Source organism: Sphingobium sp. (assembly GCF_003248505.1).
Taxonomy (GTDB): Bacteria; Pseudomonadota; Alphaproteobacteria; order Sphingomonadales; family Sphingomonadaceae; genus Sphingobium.
On the sequence record NZ_QFOA01000026.1, the window covers coordinates 19,553 to 38,261 of the forward strand.

An 18,709-nucleotide genomic window follows, 5' to 3' on the forward strand; every position below is an offset into this window, starting at 1 on the left:
GCTCTCTCGCTCTGAAATTTATCAATTCAGCCAGCTTTTGGAAATCAATTTCTTTGTAGCGGTGATGGCTCGACTTCCTGCAATCAAAAAAGCTGTCCCTACCCCATCCCCCTCCAACTCCTCAAATTGGCATCGCCCGGAGAGAGCTCGCCACAGATTTTCGTCAAGCATGGAGGTGCCCAGGCTTCATATCCTTCAACGGTACGCCCGCATCTCCCAGCTGCGCGACATTCAGCGCCGCGCCGGCGACGACATGGGCGCGTCCCTGCACATAGTCCTTGACCATGTTGACGCAGTCCAGGGCGATCACCTTCCCACCCTTCAAATATACGATCGAAAAGCTGCGGCTGGCCGGGTCGCCGCGCTTCACCGTCTGGTCGAAACCCGTCGATAGGCCGACCGTCTGAAGCTTCAGATCATATTGGTTGGACCAGAACCACGGCACGGCGTCATAGGCTTCCGCCTTGCCCATAATGTGCCCCACCGCGACCTTCGCTTGGTCATTGGCGTTCTGCACCGATTCCAGCCGCATCTGCGCGCCATCGGCAAAGCGGTTGGCGTGCGACGCGCAATCGCCCACTGCATAGATGCCGGGCAGCGATGTGCGGCAATATTCGTCGACGTCGACGCCGTTGCCGCCAGTCGCACCAGCCGCGATCAGCGGTCCGGTTTCAGGGACGATGCCGATGCCCACGATAACCATGTCAGTTTCGATCCGTTCGCCATCCTTCATCAGCACAGCGGTGGCGCGGCCGTCCGTCACCTCGATGCAATCCATCGCCGATCCGGTACGCAGGTCCACGCCGTGGGCGCGGTGTTCCGCCTCGTAAAAGCGCGAAAGATCTTCGCCTGCGACGCGCGCCAGCACCCGGTCCAGCGCCTCCAGCAGCACGACCTTCTTGTCGAACTTGGTCAGCACCGCCGCCGCCTCCAGCCCGATATAGCCCCCGCCGATGATGGTTACATGATTGATGCTGTCGATCTTTGCCATCATCGCGTCGACATCGTCGCGGCGGCGCACGGCATGGACGTTGTCCGCGTCCGCGCCGTTGCAGGTCAGCATCCGGGGGCTGCCGCCGGTGCACCAGATCAGCTTGCCATAACCGATCTCTTCCTCACCCACGGTCACGAACTTGCCATCGGGATCGACGCTGCGGACGCGCTTGCCCAGCAACATGTCGATCTTGCGCTCTTCCCAGAAGCTGGCGGGGCGGATCAGGATGCGATCAAAGCTCTTGTCGCCGGCAAAATATTCCTTGGACAAGGGCGGCCGCTCATAGGGCGGATATTGCTCGTCCCCGATCATCGCCACCGTGCCTTCAAAGCCCAGTTGCCGCAGCGAAATCGCCGCCTGCGCGCCAGCGTGGCCCGCGCCAACGATCAGAACGTCATAATAGCCCATGCACTCTCCCTAACTAATAAAATTGGCATTCTATTTGGCTTTTCTTTTCACGATTTCGGGGGCTAGTTTGTCATAGTTTTTGAGTCACTCAGCGGGGGCCAATCGAGCTGCGCCAGCAAATTTGGCGAGACCAATCGATGCGAGGTTGAAAATTAGAATCGGCTAGATTTCCATGCGTCGGTCGATGAGAAAGTTCATGCGAGCAACTGCAATTGGCTTTTCATACCCTTGCTGCGATGCAGTCGCCTCGACATTGGCGATGCGTCTGCCGATCCGTATTACTTCTCCCCGAGCAATCGTTGTCGCCAACTTTCCGCCTTTGCGAAAGTCTACCGTAACGTTAATCGGCTTTATTCCGATTGCACCGGGGTCACCGATCGCTTCGTTGAGCGCGACGAATGCAGCCAGTTCGAGCAAGCCGGAAATCGCTCCACCATGAAGATAGCCCGGCCGCCCAGTTACATGAGGCCCAGGCACCATGACAACACGATATCGCCCCTTTTCAAGGTCAAGAGTAGCCTGCAATCGTTCTGCATAGGGCGGAAGTCTCATAGCGTTGCTCCGTCGAGGAACATAAAAGTGCCCACCACATGCGCCACCGGATCAGCCACGTCGCCCTGATGGGCTATCCCTCGTACAAATGCGATGCTTCGGGTGAGCCTATAACATTCCGCCCGCCCGAAAACCGCCTGCCTTGGCAAGGCTGGACGCATATAATCAACCCGCAGATCCAGTGTGGCCTGATTGGTAAAATCACCTTTCCGAACCCAAACGGCAAAACTGGCCGCAACGTCCATCATTGTGATAATCGGTCCCGAAGCTAGGATTCCTTCGTCCCAATCCGATGACAGTCCGATGTCGTAAGCAAGGACGAGTTCCGTCCAGTTCTCACCATGAGCCGCATAACGGACGCCGATCGCAGCATTATGTCCTCGGGCAAGCCGCTCTTCTATCGCACGCTGGTCGATCATTGAGATATTACAACCCTCCTGCGGTTTCGAGTGATACCGCCTTTTGCCATGAAGCCCTAAACCCTCCCGAACCGATAGGCTTTAGCTTTGCGTTTGCGCAGCGACGGCCCGTTGGAAAGCTTGCCTCCCTTTCAAACGTTCGAAATATTGATGGATGGGCTCACTCAACTGGTCAAACAAGCCAGTAAACTGGGACAACATGACCGCATAACCCACCGAGATGTCTGCCATGGTGAACATTGAGCCAGCAGCGTAATCACCGAGCTTCAGGAACACCTCGATGCCCCGTGCGCGTGCCAGAAACCAGCGGGAATAATCTTCGACCAACTGTTTGCTACGGCGGTCTTCGGGCTCAAAGCGGCCGTAGCGCAGAACAACCGCCTGTGGGAAAGTGAGGGTCGCTTCGCCGAAATGCAGATAGTTTAGGAACGCTCCAAAATTTGGATCCTGGTGACCAGGTACCAAACCTCTAGAGGGGTGTTTTGCTCCCAGATAATGGCATATTGCGGCTGACTCGGTCATTCTAACACTTCCATCGACGAAAAGCGGTACCGTCCCGAGGGGGTTTTCCTCGAGATAATCGGGCCTCGTCAGTCGCGGTGGGAACTCCAGAAGCTCGAGTTCATACGGAATCTTTACCTCCTCCAGCGCCCAGAGAACACGGAAGGAGCGGGAATTTGCGCTATGGTAGAGTTTTACCCGGGCCCTCATCAGAATGAGAACCGAATAGGTAGGCTTTTCAACCCACTGACAAAAGTTGACTCGATATAGGTGGGCTCACCTGCCAGTTCGACGTGTTTCAGGCGAGGCAACAGTTCGGCGTAAAACGCGCGGATCTCCATCGTGGCTAGGAATTTTCCGAGACAGAAATGCGGGCCATAGCCGAATGCTAGGTGCGCAGGATTGCTCTTGCGATCGATCCGGAACTGATTTCCGTCAGGGAATACAGATTCATCCCTGCAGGCCGAAGCGTAGCATAGCATGATAGCCTCGCCAGCCGCGATGGTCGTGCCATGCCACGTAACATCCTGCTGTGGAGTTCGCATGAAGTGCTTTACTGGCGCCGTCCATCGCACAAACTCCTCAGCGGCCGAGTTCAACAGCCCGAGATCGGCCCGAAGCATTTCGAGTTGATCGGGGAATTGCAGGAGACCGAGCAAACCTCCTCCGATGGATGCTGCTGTTGTGTCATGCCCCGCCGTCGATGCAATGACATAGTAGGATGTCATCTCCCGCTCAGCCATCGGGCACCCATTGACCACACCATTTGCGATCGTAGAAATTATGTCATCCTTCGGGCTCTTCCGGCGATCCTCAGTCAAGGCTCGATAATAATCGCCAAATTCAGCGAAAACATCGCGCACGCCATCATGTGCAGAAGCAGACTTTTCCCCGTCCTGCGTTTTAAGGTCCTTGTCAGCGGGACTGAATAAGCGCTGCGTCAAACGCAGAACCTGGGCTTCATCCTCTTTTGGCACCCCCATGAGGGTCATGACCACCCGAAGAGGAAACCAATAGGCGATATCGGCCGAGAAGTCGCATGCGGCACCCAGATCCTCCATGCGATCGACAAATTCTTTAGCGATTGCTGCAATCTGCGGTTCAAATTTCCGAAGATTTTTCGGACCAAACCAGTCCATCGTAACGCCGCGATGTGCGCGATGATAAGGGCCATCCATATGAGTCAGCGGCTTGACGCCATTGCGGTCCCCATATTTAGCCTCGTAAATCGCCTCGACTTTCTCGGGCAACAGGACGGTGCGATCTCCGGCAGCGTAGGTCGCCGGATCGCGTTCGATCGCCATGATATCGTCATGGCGAGTCATAACCCAAAATGGACGGTAGCCGCGCGGCTCTGCCTTCGCCACCGGGGCATCCCGCCTTAGCCGAGCGTAAAGTTCATAAACTTCATTTGGCTTCGAAAACGTCGAGGCGCGCGCCAATGATTCGGGAGTGAGAGGCTCGATCATGAAAGTGTCTCGCAGAATGTAACGTGTAGATTGAGGTAGCCAAGTTGCTCTTCCAGACGATCGCAAATCACGCGATCCCCTGCATCAGCGCAGATTTCCACGGCGAGACAGCCCTTGTCGTCACAAACAACCTGCCAAGTCAGGCGGTGTGGGACAGCAACCCCGGCCAATCGGCTTTCGACCGCAGCGCTGGCCGCAAGACGGCGCAGTTCCGGCTTGAAAACTTTACGCATCGCCGTTCGAGGAAGGGCATCCAGCGAGAAAATACGCACGGGGGTTCCGGCGCGTTCGGGAAGTCGCTCCTGGCAAAAGGCTCGAAGCCCCGCTTCGTCCAGTTGGGCGCCCCTGGACAGCTGTACGAAGGCCACCGGCAATTCGCCAACCCGCGCATCCGGCATTCCAACCGCAGCGGCATCGACGATGTCGGGATGGTCCAGTAGAGCCTCTTCTATCGGGGCAGGATCGATATTGTGGCCACCGCGGATGATCAGATCCTTTTCGCGTCCCGTGATCCAAAGATAGCCGTCGGTGTCGAAGTGCCCCAGATCGCCTGCATCGATCCAGCGCGCGTCTGGCATTCCGGAGATAAACTTGTCTGCGTCCTGCGCGGAATCGGCATAGCCCTGAAACACCGCTGGGCCGGACACCGCGATGTTACCCGTTTCGCCAGCTTCGCATTCGCGCAAGAAGTTGCCGCCTTCGTCAAGTATGACGACCTTCACATCATATAATGGTGCTACGATTCCGCCGCTACCAGGTCTGGGAGGCAACTCTGTCGGGTTGACGCAACAGAAGCCAGCGGTCTCTGTCATCCCGTAGCCTTCGTAGATGCCAGTGCCAAAAATTCTCTCGTAGGTACGACACAGATTGGATGGGAGTTTGCTGGCACCGGCGATGAAATAGCGAATGCTTGTCTGCTCGCCGGTATAGGTTGCCAGCAGGTCGGAGAAGACCGTGGGTACCGATATGAACTGTGTGAACCCGTATTTTTCGGCCAGCACCCAGAAATTCGTCGTTAGCTCAGCAGTTCTGAAACCAGCGGGCGTCAATATCACCAGTGTCTGCCCGAGCATCAAAGTGCGGGTAGAAGCGATAACACCACCGCCTACATGAAACATTGGCAAGCCCAGCGGCACCACATGCTCAGCGTCGACACTACTTGCCATAGCGCTGCTATAGGCACCCACCAGCAAGTTTCGGTTCGACAAACGCGCCACTTTAGGGGCGCCAGTCGTTCCGCCCGTGGGAAAGTACGCAGCAATGTCGTCGAGGCACGGTTCGCGCCCAAGATACTTGTCAGAGGGAGAAGATGCCGATGCGCCTAGAAGGTCGATCGCCTCGTCGCTCGGATCATCGCCCAGTACCAGATGCAAAGCGATATCAGGGTTAGCGGACATGATAGCGCGAGCCAATTGATAACTCCCGCAAGTACCGACCGGTCCGGCGGACATGACAGCGCGAGCACCCACAGCGCGCGCGATTCCCACAATGGCAGTTAGGTCAAGAAACGGATTGACCGGCACGACTGCACCCAGAAGTTGAGCAGTCCAGAACCCTGTCAAACCCGCAAGCCCGTTAGGTGCGACATACAAAATTTTGTCACCCTGCCGCAGCCCCAGTTCGAGCAGATAGTTCGCTGCACGCACGATTGACCCATGCAGTTCTCTATATGTGAGGGTTACTGCCGTAGCATCAAGCTGTGCACTGGGAAGGTCGATGACCGCCTGCTTATCAGGGAAAAGCTCCGCCTTCTTTCGGATCGCATCATAAACGCTGACCCCCGGCAAGACAGCAGTCCCAGCGCCTGCGAACGCCGCTCTGATTTCATCCGCTATTAAGGCTCCAGCCATTCATCGCTCTCCGATAACTATTCTGCGAACAGGATATGGACCGGTCCGATCATGATAATGCCCACTCGAAAGGAGGGGTCATCCTAACGGAACCGCGCGCGCAATGATGACGACCCGTCCTTTTTACGGGGTTGCGATGTGCAAATCGGGCCTAGTCCCGATGACAACAAGGCCGTTCGGGCCTGACGAATAAGAGGAGGGGTGAACATGCCTGGACATAGGTATCTGATGACTGTTTCGTGCGCAGCAATTGCAATAGCAGCTCTATCGACTGCGGCGCGGGCCCAGGATCAAGGCGAGATGTCTGCTCCGCAAACAGTCGCTTCAGAACAAGATGATAATGGCAGCTTCAACGACATTGTGGTAACGGCGCAGCGCCGCTCGGAAAGCATCAACAAGGTGCCTCTCTCGATCCAGGCATTTGGCGGCGACACCCTCGTTAAGGCCGGCGTGACAGACGCAGCGGGCATCGCGCAAATGGTCCCCGCTTTCAACTTCAGCCGTTCGAGCGCTAATACGCCCATTTATACTGTGCGCGGTATCGGCTTCAACACGCCAAATCTGTCGGCGACCTCACCGGTCGGCATCTATGTTGACGAGGTCGCGTACGCTTATCCCTATATGAGTAACGGCCCCTCCTACGATATCGAGCGGGTAGAGGTGTTGAAGGGTCCACAAGGTACGCTTTATGGCCGGAACACGACTGGCGGGTTGGTCAATTTCATCACCGCCAAGCCCACCAAGGATTTCCATGCTGGCCTAACCGCTGAGGTCGGCAACTACGAGACGATCAACTTTGAAGGTTTTGTCAGCGGTCCTTTGACGGACACGCTGAGCATCCGCGTGGCGGGACGCTGGGACACGGCCAACAAGGGCTGGCAGCGTAACGTCAACGTGCCCGGACAGCGCCTTGGAGAAAAAGATCGGATGGGCGGGCGCGTCACTATGCTGTGGGAGCCCACAGATCGCCTCACTGTTACGCTTGGCGGCTCCTTCTGGAAAGACAACTCCGATACAATCGCGGTTCAAGCGATCGCCTTCAACCCCGATTCCGCGCCATTTGCGGTGCCAGGGCTTGCGTCGCAGATCCGGACGGACTGGAAGGCGGGCGAAGCGAGTTGGGGGCCGAGCTATCCAGGCAAACCAGCCTACAGGGCGGATTCCAGCTTCTGGTCTGCCACCGGCCGGATAGATTATGAGCTCAGTGACGCCCTGACCCTCACGTCGCTTTCAGGCTATTCCGATGTCAAACGTCATGACATGAACGACGTTGACGGAACGACCTTCGAACCGTCCGAGTATCTATCGGATGGCCGCATCCGATCCTTTTCACAGGAATTGCGCCTGACCGGCGAAACCGGTCCGGTAAATTGGATTGTGGGTGGCTATTTCTCGCGCGATAAAATTCGCGACGACCAGATTGGCTATTATCGCGACTCCTCGATCCTCAATACGTTGGCCTTTCTGGGTCAGGCAGTTCCGCAAACTACCTATACAGCCGCACAGATCGCAAATGGTTTCAATACCTTCCGAAACCTGTCAAACCAGATCAGCCGTTCGCTGTCTGCCTTTGCAAATGCAGACTGGGCGATCTCCGACCGGTTCAAGATAAGCGGTGGCGTTCGCTACTCGGACGACAAGCTCGACTTTAAGGGTTGCTCGGCCGACCATGACAACAACACTGCACCCGTTTGGAATACGGGCGTAGCGGCGATCGTGGCCGCCAGAACGGGTCGTCCGTTTTCCAATCCTGGAATTGGTCCCAACCAGTGCCTGACCTACAAGGCTGATTTTTCCGGCCCGACCGGCCTCGTCAGCAGTCAGCTCAAGCAGGATAATGTGTCCGGCCGCCTTGCGCTAACCTGGACTCCCAATAATCATACGCTTGCCTATGCATCGGTGAGCCGTGGCTACAAATCGGGCGCCTTCCCGGTGGTCGCCGCCAACGTGGTCACCCAGCTCGTTCCGGCGCGCCAGGAGAAGGTCACCGCCTATGAGGCTGGCGTTAAGCTGGGATTGTTTGACCGGCTCGTGCAGTTCAACGCCGCCGGCTTCTTTTACGACTATCGCGATAAGCAGGTGTTCGGCGAAATACTTGATCCGATCTTCGTCTCGTTGACGCGGATCGTCAACATCCCCAAGTCCGAAGTGTATGGCGCGGAGACCGATATCACCATCTCTCCTACACGCGAACTGCTGTTTAAGCTCGGCGCATCATACACCCACACCAAGGTCACAGAGTTTATCGGCTTTAACCGCTTTGGTCAGGCGCAGGACTTTACCGGTTCATCATTTCCATTCACGCCGAAATATCAGCTCAACGCCCTGGTTTCGTATGATCTTCCGATCAATGACGATCTCGCGATTCAGTTCGGCGCCAATGGCAACTATCAAGGCAAGACCGTCGGTTCCCTTGATGAAGATCCGGTCTTTGACGTGAAGGCCTATACGGTCGTCAACGCGAACATCGCGCTGCATCGGCAGGACGATCGCTGGAGCATAGGTCTCTATGCCCGCAACCTCTTCAACGAGAATTATTATACCGCGACCGATATCCTGACAGACACGTCCATCCGGGTTCCCGGAATGGTGCGGACTTACGGCTTGGTCGCTTCCTTCAAATACTAATCAAGTAGAGGTCCAAGTGAACGTCCCCATTGCTTCGCCCGGTGCACTCGACGGTATCAAAGTTGTCGATATGACGAGCGTCCTTTTCGGCGCATACACCTCACAGATTCTCGGTGACCTGGGCGCCGATGTTATCAAGGTCGAGGCGCCGGGAACCCGTGCGGACAATGGGGGCGACATCTTCCGCTACACCGGTAAGTCCGCCAAAACCCAAGCGATGGGTCCCATCTTCATGCATTATAACCGCAACAAGCGGTCGGTGTTACTGGATCTCAAGCAGGAAGATGGCCGCGAGGCGCTCCGGCAACTTATTACAGGCGCCGATATTTTCATCACCAATGTCCGCATGGGTGGGCTGGAAAAGCTGGGCTTCGATTATGACGCGGTAAAAGCACTGAAGAAAGATATAATATATGTCCATTGCTCAGGATATGGATCAGATGGTCCCTATGCCAAAAAGCAGGCTTATGATGATCTGATTCAGGCTGCTGCGGGTGGCACAGACTTGATGAGCCGGGTCGATGGGAATCCCGCTCCGCGATACCAGCCTTCGCTGATTGCCGACAAGTCATCTGGACTGTTCGGCGCTTATGCGACGATGGCCGCACTTTTCTATCGGCAGCGTAGCGGCCAAGGCCAGTTTGTCGAAGTGCCGATGTTCGAATGCTTCAGTTACTTCAACATGACCGAAAATCTGTACGGTCACACTTTCTCTCCCCCGACTGGAAATTTTGGTTACAGTCGCGTGTTCAACCCCAATCGCAAACCGTACCCGACCAAGGACGGCTACCTTGCGATCCTCCCATATTCGGATTCGCAGTGGGATGATTTCTTCGAGATCGGTGGACTGCCCCCGGGTACATTCACGAAAAATCCCCGCTACGCCACCTATGCACTGCGGACTGAGAATATCAGCGAAATTTATGCGATGATCGAGGAAGTCGCCAAGACGAGAACTACCAGCGAATGGGTCAACGCGCTGACCGAACGCAATGTGCCCTGTATGAAGGTCAACCGGCTCGACGAAGTTCTCGACGACGAGCATCTCAACGCCGTCGGTTTTTTCGAGAAGCGCGAGCATCCATCCGAGGGCACCTATCTCTCGTTGCGTCACCCAGTTCGGTTCAGTGCAACACCGGCTTCTGTCCGCCGCGACCCACCCCGTCTGGGTGAGCACACTCAGGAAGTCCTTGCAGACATCGGGTTGGACAGAGCACCGGGTGTTAACCCATGACCAATGTCGTCATCGTCGGGGTGGGTGAAATCAAGGATCGGCCAACCGATCCCATTCTAGCCCTCGACCCTCTGGATCTTATGGTGGCCGCTGCGAGGAATGCAGAGATTGATAGCGGCGTAGCTCTGCTGGACAGGATCGATTCTGTCGAGGTAATCCATCAGATCACATGGCGTTACGAGGACACTGCGCGCAAATTATGTGAGCGGCTAGGGCATGTGCCCGAACACGCAACTTATCATGCCGGCGGCGGCGAAAGTCCACTGAGAGTGCTTCACGACGCTGCTCTGCGTATCATCGACGGGCAGTCCAGAGTTGCGCTTATCTGCGGTGGAGAAGCCCGCAGCAGCATCCAGAAGGCACGTAGGGCAGGCGTTGATCTGCCATGGCCCCCCAAAGCGAAGGTCATGGAACATCCTTGGCGGGTCGAGAAAATGATCTCTGCGATGGGCCGCGCCCATGGGATCTCACAGCCGACCTATATCTACCCGTTGTACGAGAACGCAACATTGCATGCCTGGGGTATGACCCCGGCCGAAGCCCAGGCAGAATCGGCGGAACTCTGGTCGCACTACGCCGTTGTCGCCTCGAACAACCCTGCCGCTTGGCTGCAAAGCGCTATCGCGCCCTCCGACATTATGGCAGTCACACCGCAAAATCCGCTGATCGCGTGGCCCTATCCCAAACTCATGGTGGCCAATCCGACGGTAAATCAGGGGGCGGCCGCTATCGTCATGGCGGAAGAAACGGCGCTTGAGCTTGGTGTAGACCCAGCCCGCATGATCTATCTCGTTGGCGGCGCCGCATCGAGGGAGCCCGAGGATTACCTCGATCGAGACTGTTATCACGCTTCGCCCTCGCAGCAGGCGGTACTCGAAGCGGTCAGCGCCCTAAACGGTGGTCCGTTCGACCACCTCGAGCTTTACAGTTGCTTCCCGTGCGTGTCGAAGATGGCGCGACGCACGCTTGGCCTGAACGAAAATGTCGTACCGACGGTGACGGGCGGGCTTACTTTTTTTGGCGGTCCATTTAACGATTACATGTTACACGCAGCATGTGCAATGACACGCCAACTCAGGTCCCAAGCGGGCACCGGTCTGCTTTACGGCCAAGGCGATTTCGTGACCAAGCATCACGCCCTCGCTCTCTCAAGCAGCAGGCCGCAGGCGCGTCCAGCCATGGACTACCGGGTCGACAGCAGAGCAGATGCGTTACGGGGCGCTCTACCAGCTGTGGTAGACCGTTATGAGGGAAGCGCGGCGATCGAGAGCTTCACCGTCATCTATGGCCGTGACAGCATTATCGATCGCGGGATCGTGATCCTACGAACACCTGATGATCGTCGCACAATGGCGCGCGTTCCTGCTGCCGATAAACAATCACTTGCGCGTCTGACCGATAAGTTGCGGTCACCGATTGGGGTCAACGGAACCGTGACGACTGGGGATGACGGCTTGCTGGAATGGAGACTTTTATGACTGACATCCTCGTTGATCGTCCGACACCTAACGTCGCTCGCGTCACCATCAACCGCCCCGATGCGCGTAATGCGATCAATGGTGCCGTAGCGAGTGCATTGGAGCAGGCTGTCATCCAAACCGAGGCCGATGACGAGGTTCGCTGCGTCATCCTCACCGGCTCCGGGGACCGCGCATTCTGCGCCGGTGCAGACCTAAAAGAGATTTCTGCAGGCAGAATTGGCGACCTTGTCACCCGCAATGGCGGCTTTGCGGGGTTCGTCCGAGCACCGCGTCAAAAGCCTTGGATCGCTGCGGTTAATGGCGTTGCCCTGGCCGGGGGTACGGAGATTGTTCTGTCCTGCGACATGTCGGTCGTCTCGGATGACGCGAAACTTGGGCTGCCAGAGGTCAAGCGAGGCCTGGCGGCGTTAGCTAGTGGCCTCTTCCGGCTCCCTAGGGCATTGCCCCGTGCAATCGCCCTTGAGCTTATCGCAACCGGTGAGCCGATTTCCGCTACTCGCGCACACGCCCTGGGCCTGGTGAACAGGGTTGTCTCGAAATCTGATGTTGCCGCAGAGGCACTGGCGCTCGCCGAGCTTATCGCGGCCAATGCGCCAATAGCCGTCAGAGAAAGTCTGGTGATTGCGCGTGACGCTTATAACCGGCCCGAAGAAGAGCTCGAAGCTGCGGCCGCTGCCATGGGCAAGAGGCTCGCGCTCACCGAAGATTACAAAGAAGGCCCACGCGCCTTCATTGAGAAACGCGCACCGCGCTGGACAGGTCGCTGAAGGAAGCTGATGATGAATGACTTTACCATGACTATCGCTGGCAAGCCAGTCGAGAGCTCCGACGTGATTACAGTCTTGAACCCGGCAACCGGCAGGCCAATTGCAACCGCTCCCGATTGCTCAACAGAGCAACTTGAACAGGCCGTCACAAGCGCACGTGCAGCCTTTCCCGCCTGGAGGGCCACATCCGATGCCGACCGCGGCCAGATCCTCAAGGCAGCGGCGGGTGTGTTGACCGCTAATGCAGACGAACTTATGCGCCTGCTCACAAGCGAGCAGGGCAAGCCTCATGACGAAGCCCGTTTCGAGATAATGGGCGCAGCTTATTGGTTATCGTCACTGGCGGGAATGGAAATACCTGTCGAGGTGAACGAAGACAGCGCCGATAGGCGGTCGGAAACACGGCACGTTCCTATTGGTGTGGTGGCCGGCATCTCGCCCTGGAACTTTCCGGTCCTGTTATCCTTCTGGAAGATAGCCCCGGCGTTGCGAGCAGGCAACACCATGATCCTCAAGCCGTCTCCTTTCACACCTCTGACGATGCTCAGGATCGGCGAACTGCTGCGCGGCGTCATCCCCGATGGCGTGCTCAATATAATCACCGGAGGTGACGCGCTCGGCCCGAAAGTGACGGCTCACCCTGGGATCAACAAGGTGAGCTTCACTGGTTCGACCGCCACGGGCAAACGTGTGATGGCGTCGGCCGCCGCCGACCTCAAGCGCGTGACGCTCGAACTCGGAGGTAACGATGCTGCGATCATCATGCCCGATGTTGATGTGGAAGCGGTCGCAAAAGATCTCTTCTGGGCTGCGTTCCGAAACTCGGCCCAGATTTGCATCGCAACCAAGCGGATGTATGTCCATGAAACGATATACGATCAACTTGCCGCTGCGCTAAAGGACTATGCGCAATCGGTAAAAATGGGTGACGGTTCCGAGCAAGGCATCCAACTTGGCCCTGTGCAGAACAAACTGCAGTTCGACCGAGTCGTCGAGATCATCGACGATTGTAAACACAACGGCTTTCGCTTTCTCACTGGCGGAAACGTCTCGCATGATGCCCCAGGCTATTTTATTCCCGTAACCATCGTCGACAATCCGCCTGAAGGGTCGCGCGTCGTGCAAGAAGAGGCGTTCGGTCCCATATTACCACTTATAAAGTTCAGTGAACTCGAGGATGTGATTTCACGTGCCAATGCCTCGGAATATGGGCTGGCGGGTTCTGTCTGGTCTTCTGACACCGAAGCAGCGCTGGCAATTGCTGCACGGCTTGAGACGGGGACGGTCTGGATTAATGAAGTGCAACATCTTTCGCCATTCCAGGCGTTTGCAGGTCACAAGCAGTCAGGGCTTGGCGTCGAGAATGGCCTAGGCGGCCTGCTTGAATATACCATGGCCCAGACGATTACCGTAAAGCCCGCAAAGGCTGGATGATCATTACAGCATGGCCAATCGGCGGGCGCGCGCAAGTGCGCCCGACCGATTACGCACTCCCAGCTTGTTGTAAATGTTCTGAATGTGCCACTTTGTCGTGGAAAGCCCCAGATCGATATGATCGGCGATGGCCTGGCTGGTAAGACCAGTATCCAGCAAGACCAGTACCTCATGCTCACGGGCGGTCAGCCGCTCCACGGGGGCCTGCTCGTCTCGTCCTTCAGCCCGGATACGATAGCGCGAGCGCAGCGCTTCAACGAGAACGGCGCTTGTTCCGGTCAAAGCCGAGGAAAGGTCCGTTTCGGCGAGCAGCAAGGTCAGACCCCATCCATAGTCCATGATCGTACGGTGGAATCCCCGCTCGCTGGCCATTCGAATGGCGCGTTCGAAACTGCGCTTGGCATCCCCAACTTTCCCAGCGCTTACCGCGCAGGTCGCCGATAGCATCAGGAGTTGAACATGGTCGCGTGATCGCCCTGCCTTCTCCGCGGCCGGAAGCAGCCTGGCTGCAATAGCTGATGCCTCGGCAATTTTTCCTTCGCTGAGCGCCACCCAAGCTTGAGTCTGCGCGACATTATGCGCCATATATTGAGGAACGGGTTTTCCCGTCGCAACATGTCTCCACTCTTCAGCAAGGCCGACAAATGCGGCATTGAAATTGTCCGACGCGTCCGCGTAACGGCCGTGCCTGAGTTGAAGGGCTACGGCCAGCAGATCGGCGCTGACGCTGTATCGAAGCCCTCTGACCAGCCGATGTTGGGTCTCACACAGCGCCGCATCCACACCGTCGGATTCCTCAGCAAGCAGCGTTGCGGCCTCGAGCGCAGCAATGTGCGCTTCGATTAGCCCATTATCGCCAACATGGAGATGGCCTGAAGAAAGATGTTCGCGCGCAAGGGCAACCTCGCCCGTTTCGACAAGAATTCTCGCAGCGAGCAAGTGGATGGTCCCGATCATCGATGCCGCGATCTCGTCGGATGCATGGGCGCGATCAAGCGCGGAAAGAATGATTTCTCGAGCCTGCGTCGCGCGACCAGATTGAAGCTCGAGATAGGCATCCGCCTTCGCGACCCAAAGCTGGCCGTACTTTCCGCCCCCTTCTCCCGCCCGTTGCCGGGCAATCAGAAGATCACGCCGGGCAGCATGCCGGTCGCCCAACTGATAATGGCCCAGAGATCGTGTAACGCAGATTGCAGCGGTGTGAAACGGATCCAGTTGCTCCCAGCGGGTCATCCACTTGTCCGCCAGATCGATCAGGGCCGGCATGTCATCGCCCCGGGCCGCTACGCTGACCCTCAGCCTATCGCGATGTGCCAGCCAAAGCCGGGGTGCGTTGTCGGGCATTTCGCGGTCGAGAATGTCAAGCTCCACTAGCGCTGGATCAACCTGGAGGGCGAGCACCAATGCCCATGTCTTCCAGAGCCTGAGCGGTATGGATATCGGCTGGCCTGCTTGCTCGAGTTGCTCGGTCCAGGCAAGCATTCGCGGCAGCTCGCCCAGACCATGGGCGATATGGGCCGCATTTGTGACAATAATATCTTGGGCACGCTGAAAGTCGCCCGCTCCCAATGCGTAGTCGACAGCATCGCAGTAGGCTTCCCGCCGCTCGCACCAATCGCTGGCAGCACGGAGGAGCTCAATACTTTTTGTCGCGCCCGCCAATCGCTTTTTCGCATCCAAAAACTGCTGGAATATGCCGTGAAGGCGCAACCAATCGCCGCCACCTGCGGCAGGTACGATCATGACATTTTCAAGCCGAGCGCGCTGAAGAAGAAGCTCGGACGAGGGACTGATTGCGTCTCGCAGCATCGCGGGCGAAAAACGCCCTAGATCCGCCAGATCGAACAAGAACCGACGCATTGCGTCATCAAGCTCGGAATAAATGCTCTCATTGAGATACTGACCAAGATCTTCGCGAGGATAGACTTCTCGAATGTCGACCTTAGACCATCCTCCGCGTCGCTTTGCCAACATGCCGTAGCATTGCGCAGCGATCGGCCAACCGTCGATCCATTGCGAGATTCTTCGTGTCTGATCCGCGCTCGGCATCTGGCCTGAATAGAAACCAAGAAGGGCCCCAACTTCACTTTCGTCCAGGGCGAGAAGCTCCACATCAAGTAACTCCACCCGTCCCTTCGCGACGAGACTTATCCAGTCCATGTCGGGCAGCATCCGCGCAGCGATCACGAAACGTTGTGCAGCATCGCTTGAGGTTATGGTTCGAATCAGCCGCGCAAATTTGCGCGCGTCAGCGTCATGAGCGTCGTCGATAAAGATGACGTCAGCATTGTCGCCGGGTTGACCGTCTGTGACGACACGATCCAGTTGGCACCACGCAATCTGACCCCCGGCGTTTTCGATCGCGTTGGAATAGGCCCGCAAAAGGGTGGTTTTGCCATAGCCTGGCGGCGCAGAGAGAAGAATTACGCTGGATTTGCTCTGACGCAATCGCTCAAAGCCTCTTGTGGGAACAAGCCCGCACGTAACATGGCTGGGTTCCCGGACGGCCTCCGGTTGGACTGCAGAGGATGATATCCCTGCACTTCTTGCTCGGGTGCTGAGCATTGATCCTACTCCATTGGCGCCCTCTAGCCGAGACGCTCGCTTCTAATTTTCAGACCATCGAGAAGGAAGTTTACAAGATGATCTGCGTAGGCGTCCTTGAGGGCGGGTGTAATTTCAGGGGGACCCGATAGAAATGGCAATGTTCTACGCGAATGGAACAGAAATTCACATGCGCCAATCACGGTATAATAGAATAGATTTGCATCCACTAACCTTATGTCACCGACCTTCCGGCAGTCTTCCAGTATCCGTGACTGGTATTGTTGAAGTGGCGCTATGAAGATCCTTGCCAATTCTCGCGCGTTTTCAGCGTTTCCGGACTGAAGGACATTGATCAGCCGATTGATATAAGGATAGCGAAAGTAGACGTTGATGACACCACGGATGTGCAGTTCAAGCTTTTTTAGCGGCGGCAGGTCCCGATCAACAAGATGCTCCAGATTCTGCAGGGCTTTGGCCGCATCGCGTTCGAGGAGCGCCAGCAGCAACCCCTCCTTGCCCCGGAAATAATAGCTTATGAGTCCGTGATTGAACCCTGATCTCACGGCAATTTCGTTGAGCGAAACGTCCAGCGTATCGCGCTCGCTCAGCAAAGCGCTTGTTGCCTCTAGCAGACGCTCCCGGGTGGCTACCCGGCCATTCTCATCTACGCGGATGCCGATTCTGGCCATATGAATCCTCTTCCTGATTTTTATTTATATGCATAGATAAATTTCTGCAAGGTTTACCACCCTCCTTTTGGCTAGGGCAACGTGGCGAACCGTATGACAGGTTGGTGGAGAACCAATTTTTGAGGTGTATGATCGATGAAGATAACCGCAGCAGTCGCCAAACTCCCGAAAGCCGATTTCGAATTTGCAGAACTCGACCTCGACGAACCACGGGACGATGAGATACTCGTGCAGATTACCGCTGTGGGGCTCTGCCATACTGACCTTGTCGCACGCGACCAGATCCTCCCTGTGCCGCTGCCAGCCATATTAGGGCATGAGGGCGCTGGTATCGTTATTCGTGCCGGCGCAAAGGTATCGAAAGTCGCAGAAGGCGATCATGTAGTTCTTACATTCCGCTCATGCGGTGCCTGCACGCGCTGCTTAGCGGGGGAACCGACCTATTGCGAGCAGGCACTGGCCCTGAATTACACAGGATCTCGCCCGGATGGCTCGAAGTCGATCCACGATCATGGCGCGCCTGTGTCGAGCAACTTCTTTGGCCAGTCATCTTTCGCGACATATGCTCTCGCTTACGAATCCAATGTGGTGAAGATCGACCCATCAGTCCCGCTCGAAATTTTAGGACCGCTAGGTTGCGGCGTACAAACAGGGGCCGGGGCTGTATTGCGGGCACTGGCCTGCCCCAAAGGGTCTTCCATCGTCATCTTGGGAGGAGGCTCGGTAGGACTGAGCGCGGTTCTTGGTGCCGTGATTGCCGGATGCACAACCATCATTGTCTCCGACCCCAAGGCAGAACGTCGCGCGTTAGCGCTCGAACTCGGCGCCACTCATGTCATCGACCCAACGGTCGAGAAAGTGAACAAGGCCGTCCGGCGCCTCACAGGCGCCGGCTCGGACTTTGCCCTGGATACTACCGGCGCAGGCCCTGTAATGGACAGCGCGCTTGGATGCCTGCGGCCGCGCGGTACGCTTGGACTGCTCGGCGTGCCGTCGAACCCCGAGCAGGGCCTGCCTGGCCTCGCTTCAACGGTGCTCATGTTCGGCTACACGATCAAGGGCATCATCGAGGGAGATAGTCAGCCAGACAGCTTTATTCCCGAACTCATTTCTTACTATCTCGAGGGCCGCTTTCCTTTCGACAAGCTCATCAGCCTATACCGGTTCGATCAACTCAATCAGGCAGTGCAGGATCAGCATGACGGAAAGATCGTAAAGGCGGTCCTCAAGATGCCGAACCACAGCCTCTGAAACACCTCATGCAACATTCGCCTGCGGACTGACTAGAACAAGAGCATCTATAAATCCGGCCTGATGCAGTCGGACCGGATTTATAGGACTTACCCATAACGATGCGACTACGAGGTCGAGACAGCTTTCGGCCGACAGGAAGGAGGGTCTTGTCGTAGCGGGTGACAATCGGACGCTACCGCCCGAGCTTGTCGACGCAGTTCCGATCCTTGAAGCGGCGGAGTTTGGAAGGGCCAGAGCCGCAGGATGACCGGCAGCGCACCGCTCAGAAGCAGCTTTTCGCAAAACCTGTCACCAATGAGCAATCTTTTAGGGTTCAAACTCAATCAGCCTATTGAAAATCTGTTGGCACATTGATTCAGGAGGGCTCCGTTGAAGCAGGAGGTCCTTGGAGATGTCGCGTTCGTTATTCTGGCTGTCGGATGAAGCATGGGGCGCAATCGAGCCCCACCTGCCGAAGAACCAACCCGGAGCGCGGCGGGTCG

General features: G+C 56.8%; 14 protein-coding genes. 6 read left to right on the forward strand and 8 right to left on the reverse strand.

Annotated elements, in window-relative coordinates; all coding sequences use genetic code 11:
- Positions 1-163: 163 nt before the first annotated feature.
- The 6 genes from DI606_RS10320 to DI606_RS10345 form a co-directional block, all read right to left on the reverse strand.
- Entirely contained in the window at positions 164-1,402 is a 1,239-nt protein-coding gene (locus DI606_RS10320; protein WP_293982405.1) for an FAD-dependent oxidoreductase, read from the reverse strand.
- A 162-nt stretch (positions 1,403-1,564) separates the two neighbouring features.
- Positions 1,565-1,954, reverse strand: coding sequence for a PaaI family thioesterase (locus tag DI606_RS10325; RefSeq protein ID WP_293982407.1), 390 nt, complete (start codon positions 1,952-1,954; stop codon positions 1,565-1,567).
- Complete coding sequence (locus DI606_RS10330) at positions 1,951-2,373, reverse strand: PaaI family thioesterase (RefSeq protein WP_293982409.1); 423 nt, start codon at positions 2,371-2,373, stop codon at positions 1,951-1,953. The genes DI606_RS10325 and DI606_RS10330 overlap by 4 nt, the downstream gene beginning before the upstream one ends.
- Before the next feature lie 81 nt (positions 2,374-2,454).
- Positions 2,455-3,084, reverse strand: coding sequence for a glutathione S-transferase family protein (locus DI606_RS10335; RefSeq protein ID WP_293982411.1), 630 nt, complete (start codon positions 3,082-3,084; stop codon positions 2,455-2,457).
- On the reverse strand, positions 3,084-4,343 hold the full coding sequence (locus DI606_RS10340) for a cytochrome P450 (RefSeq protein WP_293982413.1): 1,260 nt from the start codon (positions 4,341-4,343) through the stop codon (positions 3,084-3,086). The genes DI606_RS10335 and DI606_RS10340 overlap by 1 nt, the downstream gene beginning before the upstream one ends.
- Positions 4,340-6,193 (reverse strand): AMP-binding protein, encoded by a 1,854-nt coding sequence (locus DI606_RS10345; RefSeq protein WP_293982415.1) that lies wholly within the window; start codon positions 6,191-6,193, stop codon positions 4,340-4,342. The genes DI606_RS10340 and DI606_RS10345 overlap by 4 nt, the downstream gene beginning before the upstream one ends.
- Positions 6,194-6,493: 300 nt before the next feature.
- Between DI606_RS10345 and DI606_RS10350 the strand changes: the two genes are divergently transcribed.
- The 5 genes from DI606_RS10350 to DI606_RS10370 are packed head-to-tail and all read left to right on the forward strand — an operon-like array spanning position 6,494 to position 13,737.
- On the forward strand, positions 6,494-8,821 hold the full coding sequence (locus tag DI606_RS10350; RefSeq protein WP_293982417.1) for a TonB-dependent receptor: 2,328 nt from the start codon (positions 6,494-6,496) through the stop codon (positions 8,819-8,821).
- Between the two features lie 16 nt (positions 8,822-8,837).
- Entirely contained in the window at positions 8,838-10,055 is a 1,218-nt protein-coding gene (locus DI606_RS10355; protein ID WP_293982419.1) for a CoA transferase, read from the forward strand.
- Entirely contained in the window at positions 10,052-11,533 is a 1,482-nt protein-coding gene (locus DI606_RS10360) for an acetyl-CoA acetyltransferase (RefSeq protein WP_293982420.1), read from the forward strand. Before DI606_RS10355 ends, DI606_RS10360 begins: the two co-directional genes overlap by 4 nt.
- A complete protein-coding gene (locus tag DI606_RS10365; protein ID WP_293982422.1) occupies positions 11,530-12,303 on the forward strand; it encodes an enoyl-CoA hydratase-related protein in 774 nt (257 codons plus the stop codon). The genes DI606_RS10360 and DI606_RS10365 overlap by 4 nt, the downstream gene beginning before the upstream one ends.
- Positions 12,304-12,312: 9 nt before the next feature.
- The gene (locus tag DI606_RS10370; RefSeq protein WP_293982424.1) at positions 12,313-13,737 is read left to right on the forward strand and encodes an aldehyde dehydrogenase family protein; all 1,425 of its coding nucleotides are present in this window, start codon (positions 12,313-12,315) and stop codon (positions 13,735-13,737) included.
- Positions 13,738-13,740: 3 nt separating this feature from the next.
- Here the strand turns inward: DI606_RS10370 and DI606_RS10375 are convergent, their stop codons facing one another.
- Positions 13,741-16,185 (reverse strand): LuxR C-terminal-related transcriptional regulator, encoded by a 2,445-nt coding sequence (locus DI606_RS10375; RefSeq protein WP_293982426.1) that lies wholly within the window; start codon positions 16,183-16,185, stop codon positions 13,741-13,743.
- A 140-nt stretch (positions 16,186-16,325) separates the two neighbouring features.
- Positions 16,326-16,973, reverse strand: coding sequence for a TetR family transcriptional regulator (locus DI606_RS10380; RefSeq protein WP_293982428.1), 648 nt, complete (start codon positions 16,971-16,973; stop codon positions 16,326-16,328).
- 135 nt (positions 16,974-17,108) lie between these two features.
- On the opposite strand from DI606_RS10380, the gene DI606_RS10385 reads away from it, so the two are divergent.
- Positions 17,109-18,224 (forward strand): NAD(P)-dependent alcohol dehydrogenase, encoded by a 1,116-nt coding sequence (locus DI606_RS10385; RefSeq protein WP_293982431.1) that lies wholly within the window; start codon positions 17,109-17,111, stop codon positions 18,222-18,224.
- The last annotated feature ends 485 nt before the right edge of the window (positions 18,225-18,709 follow it).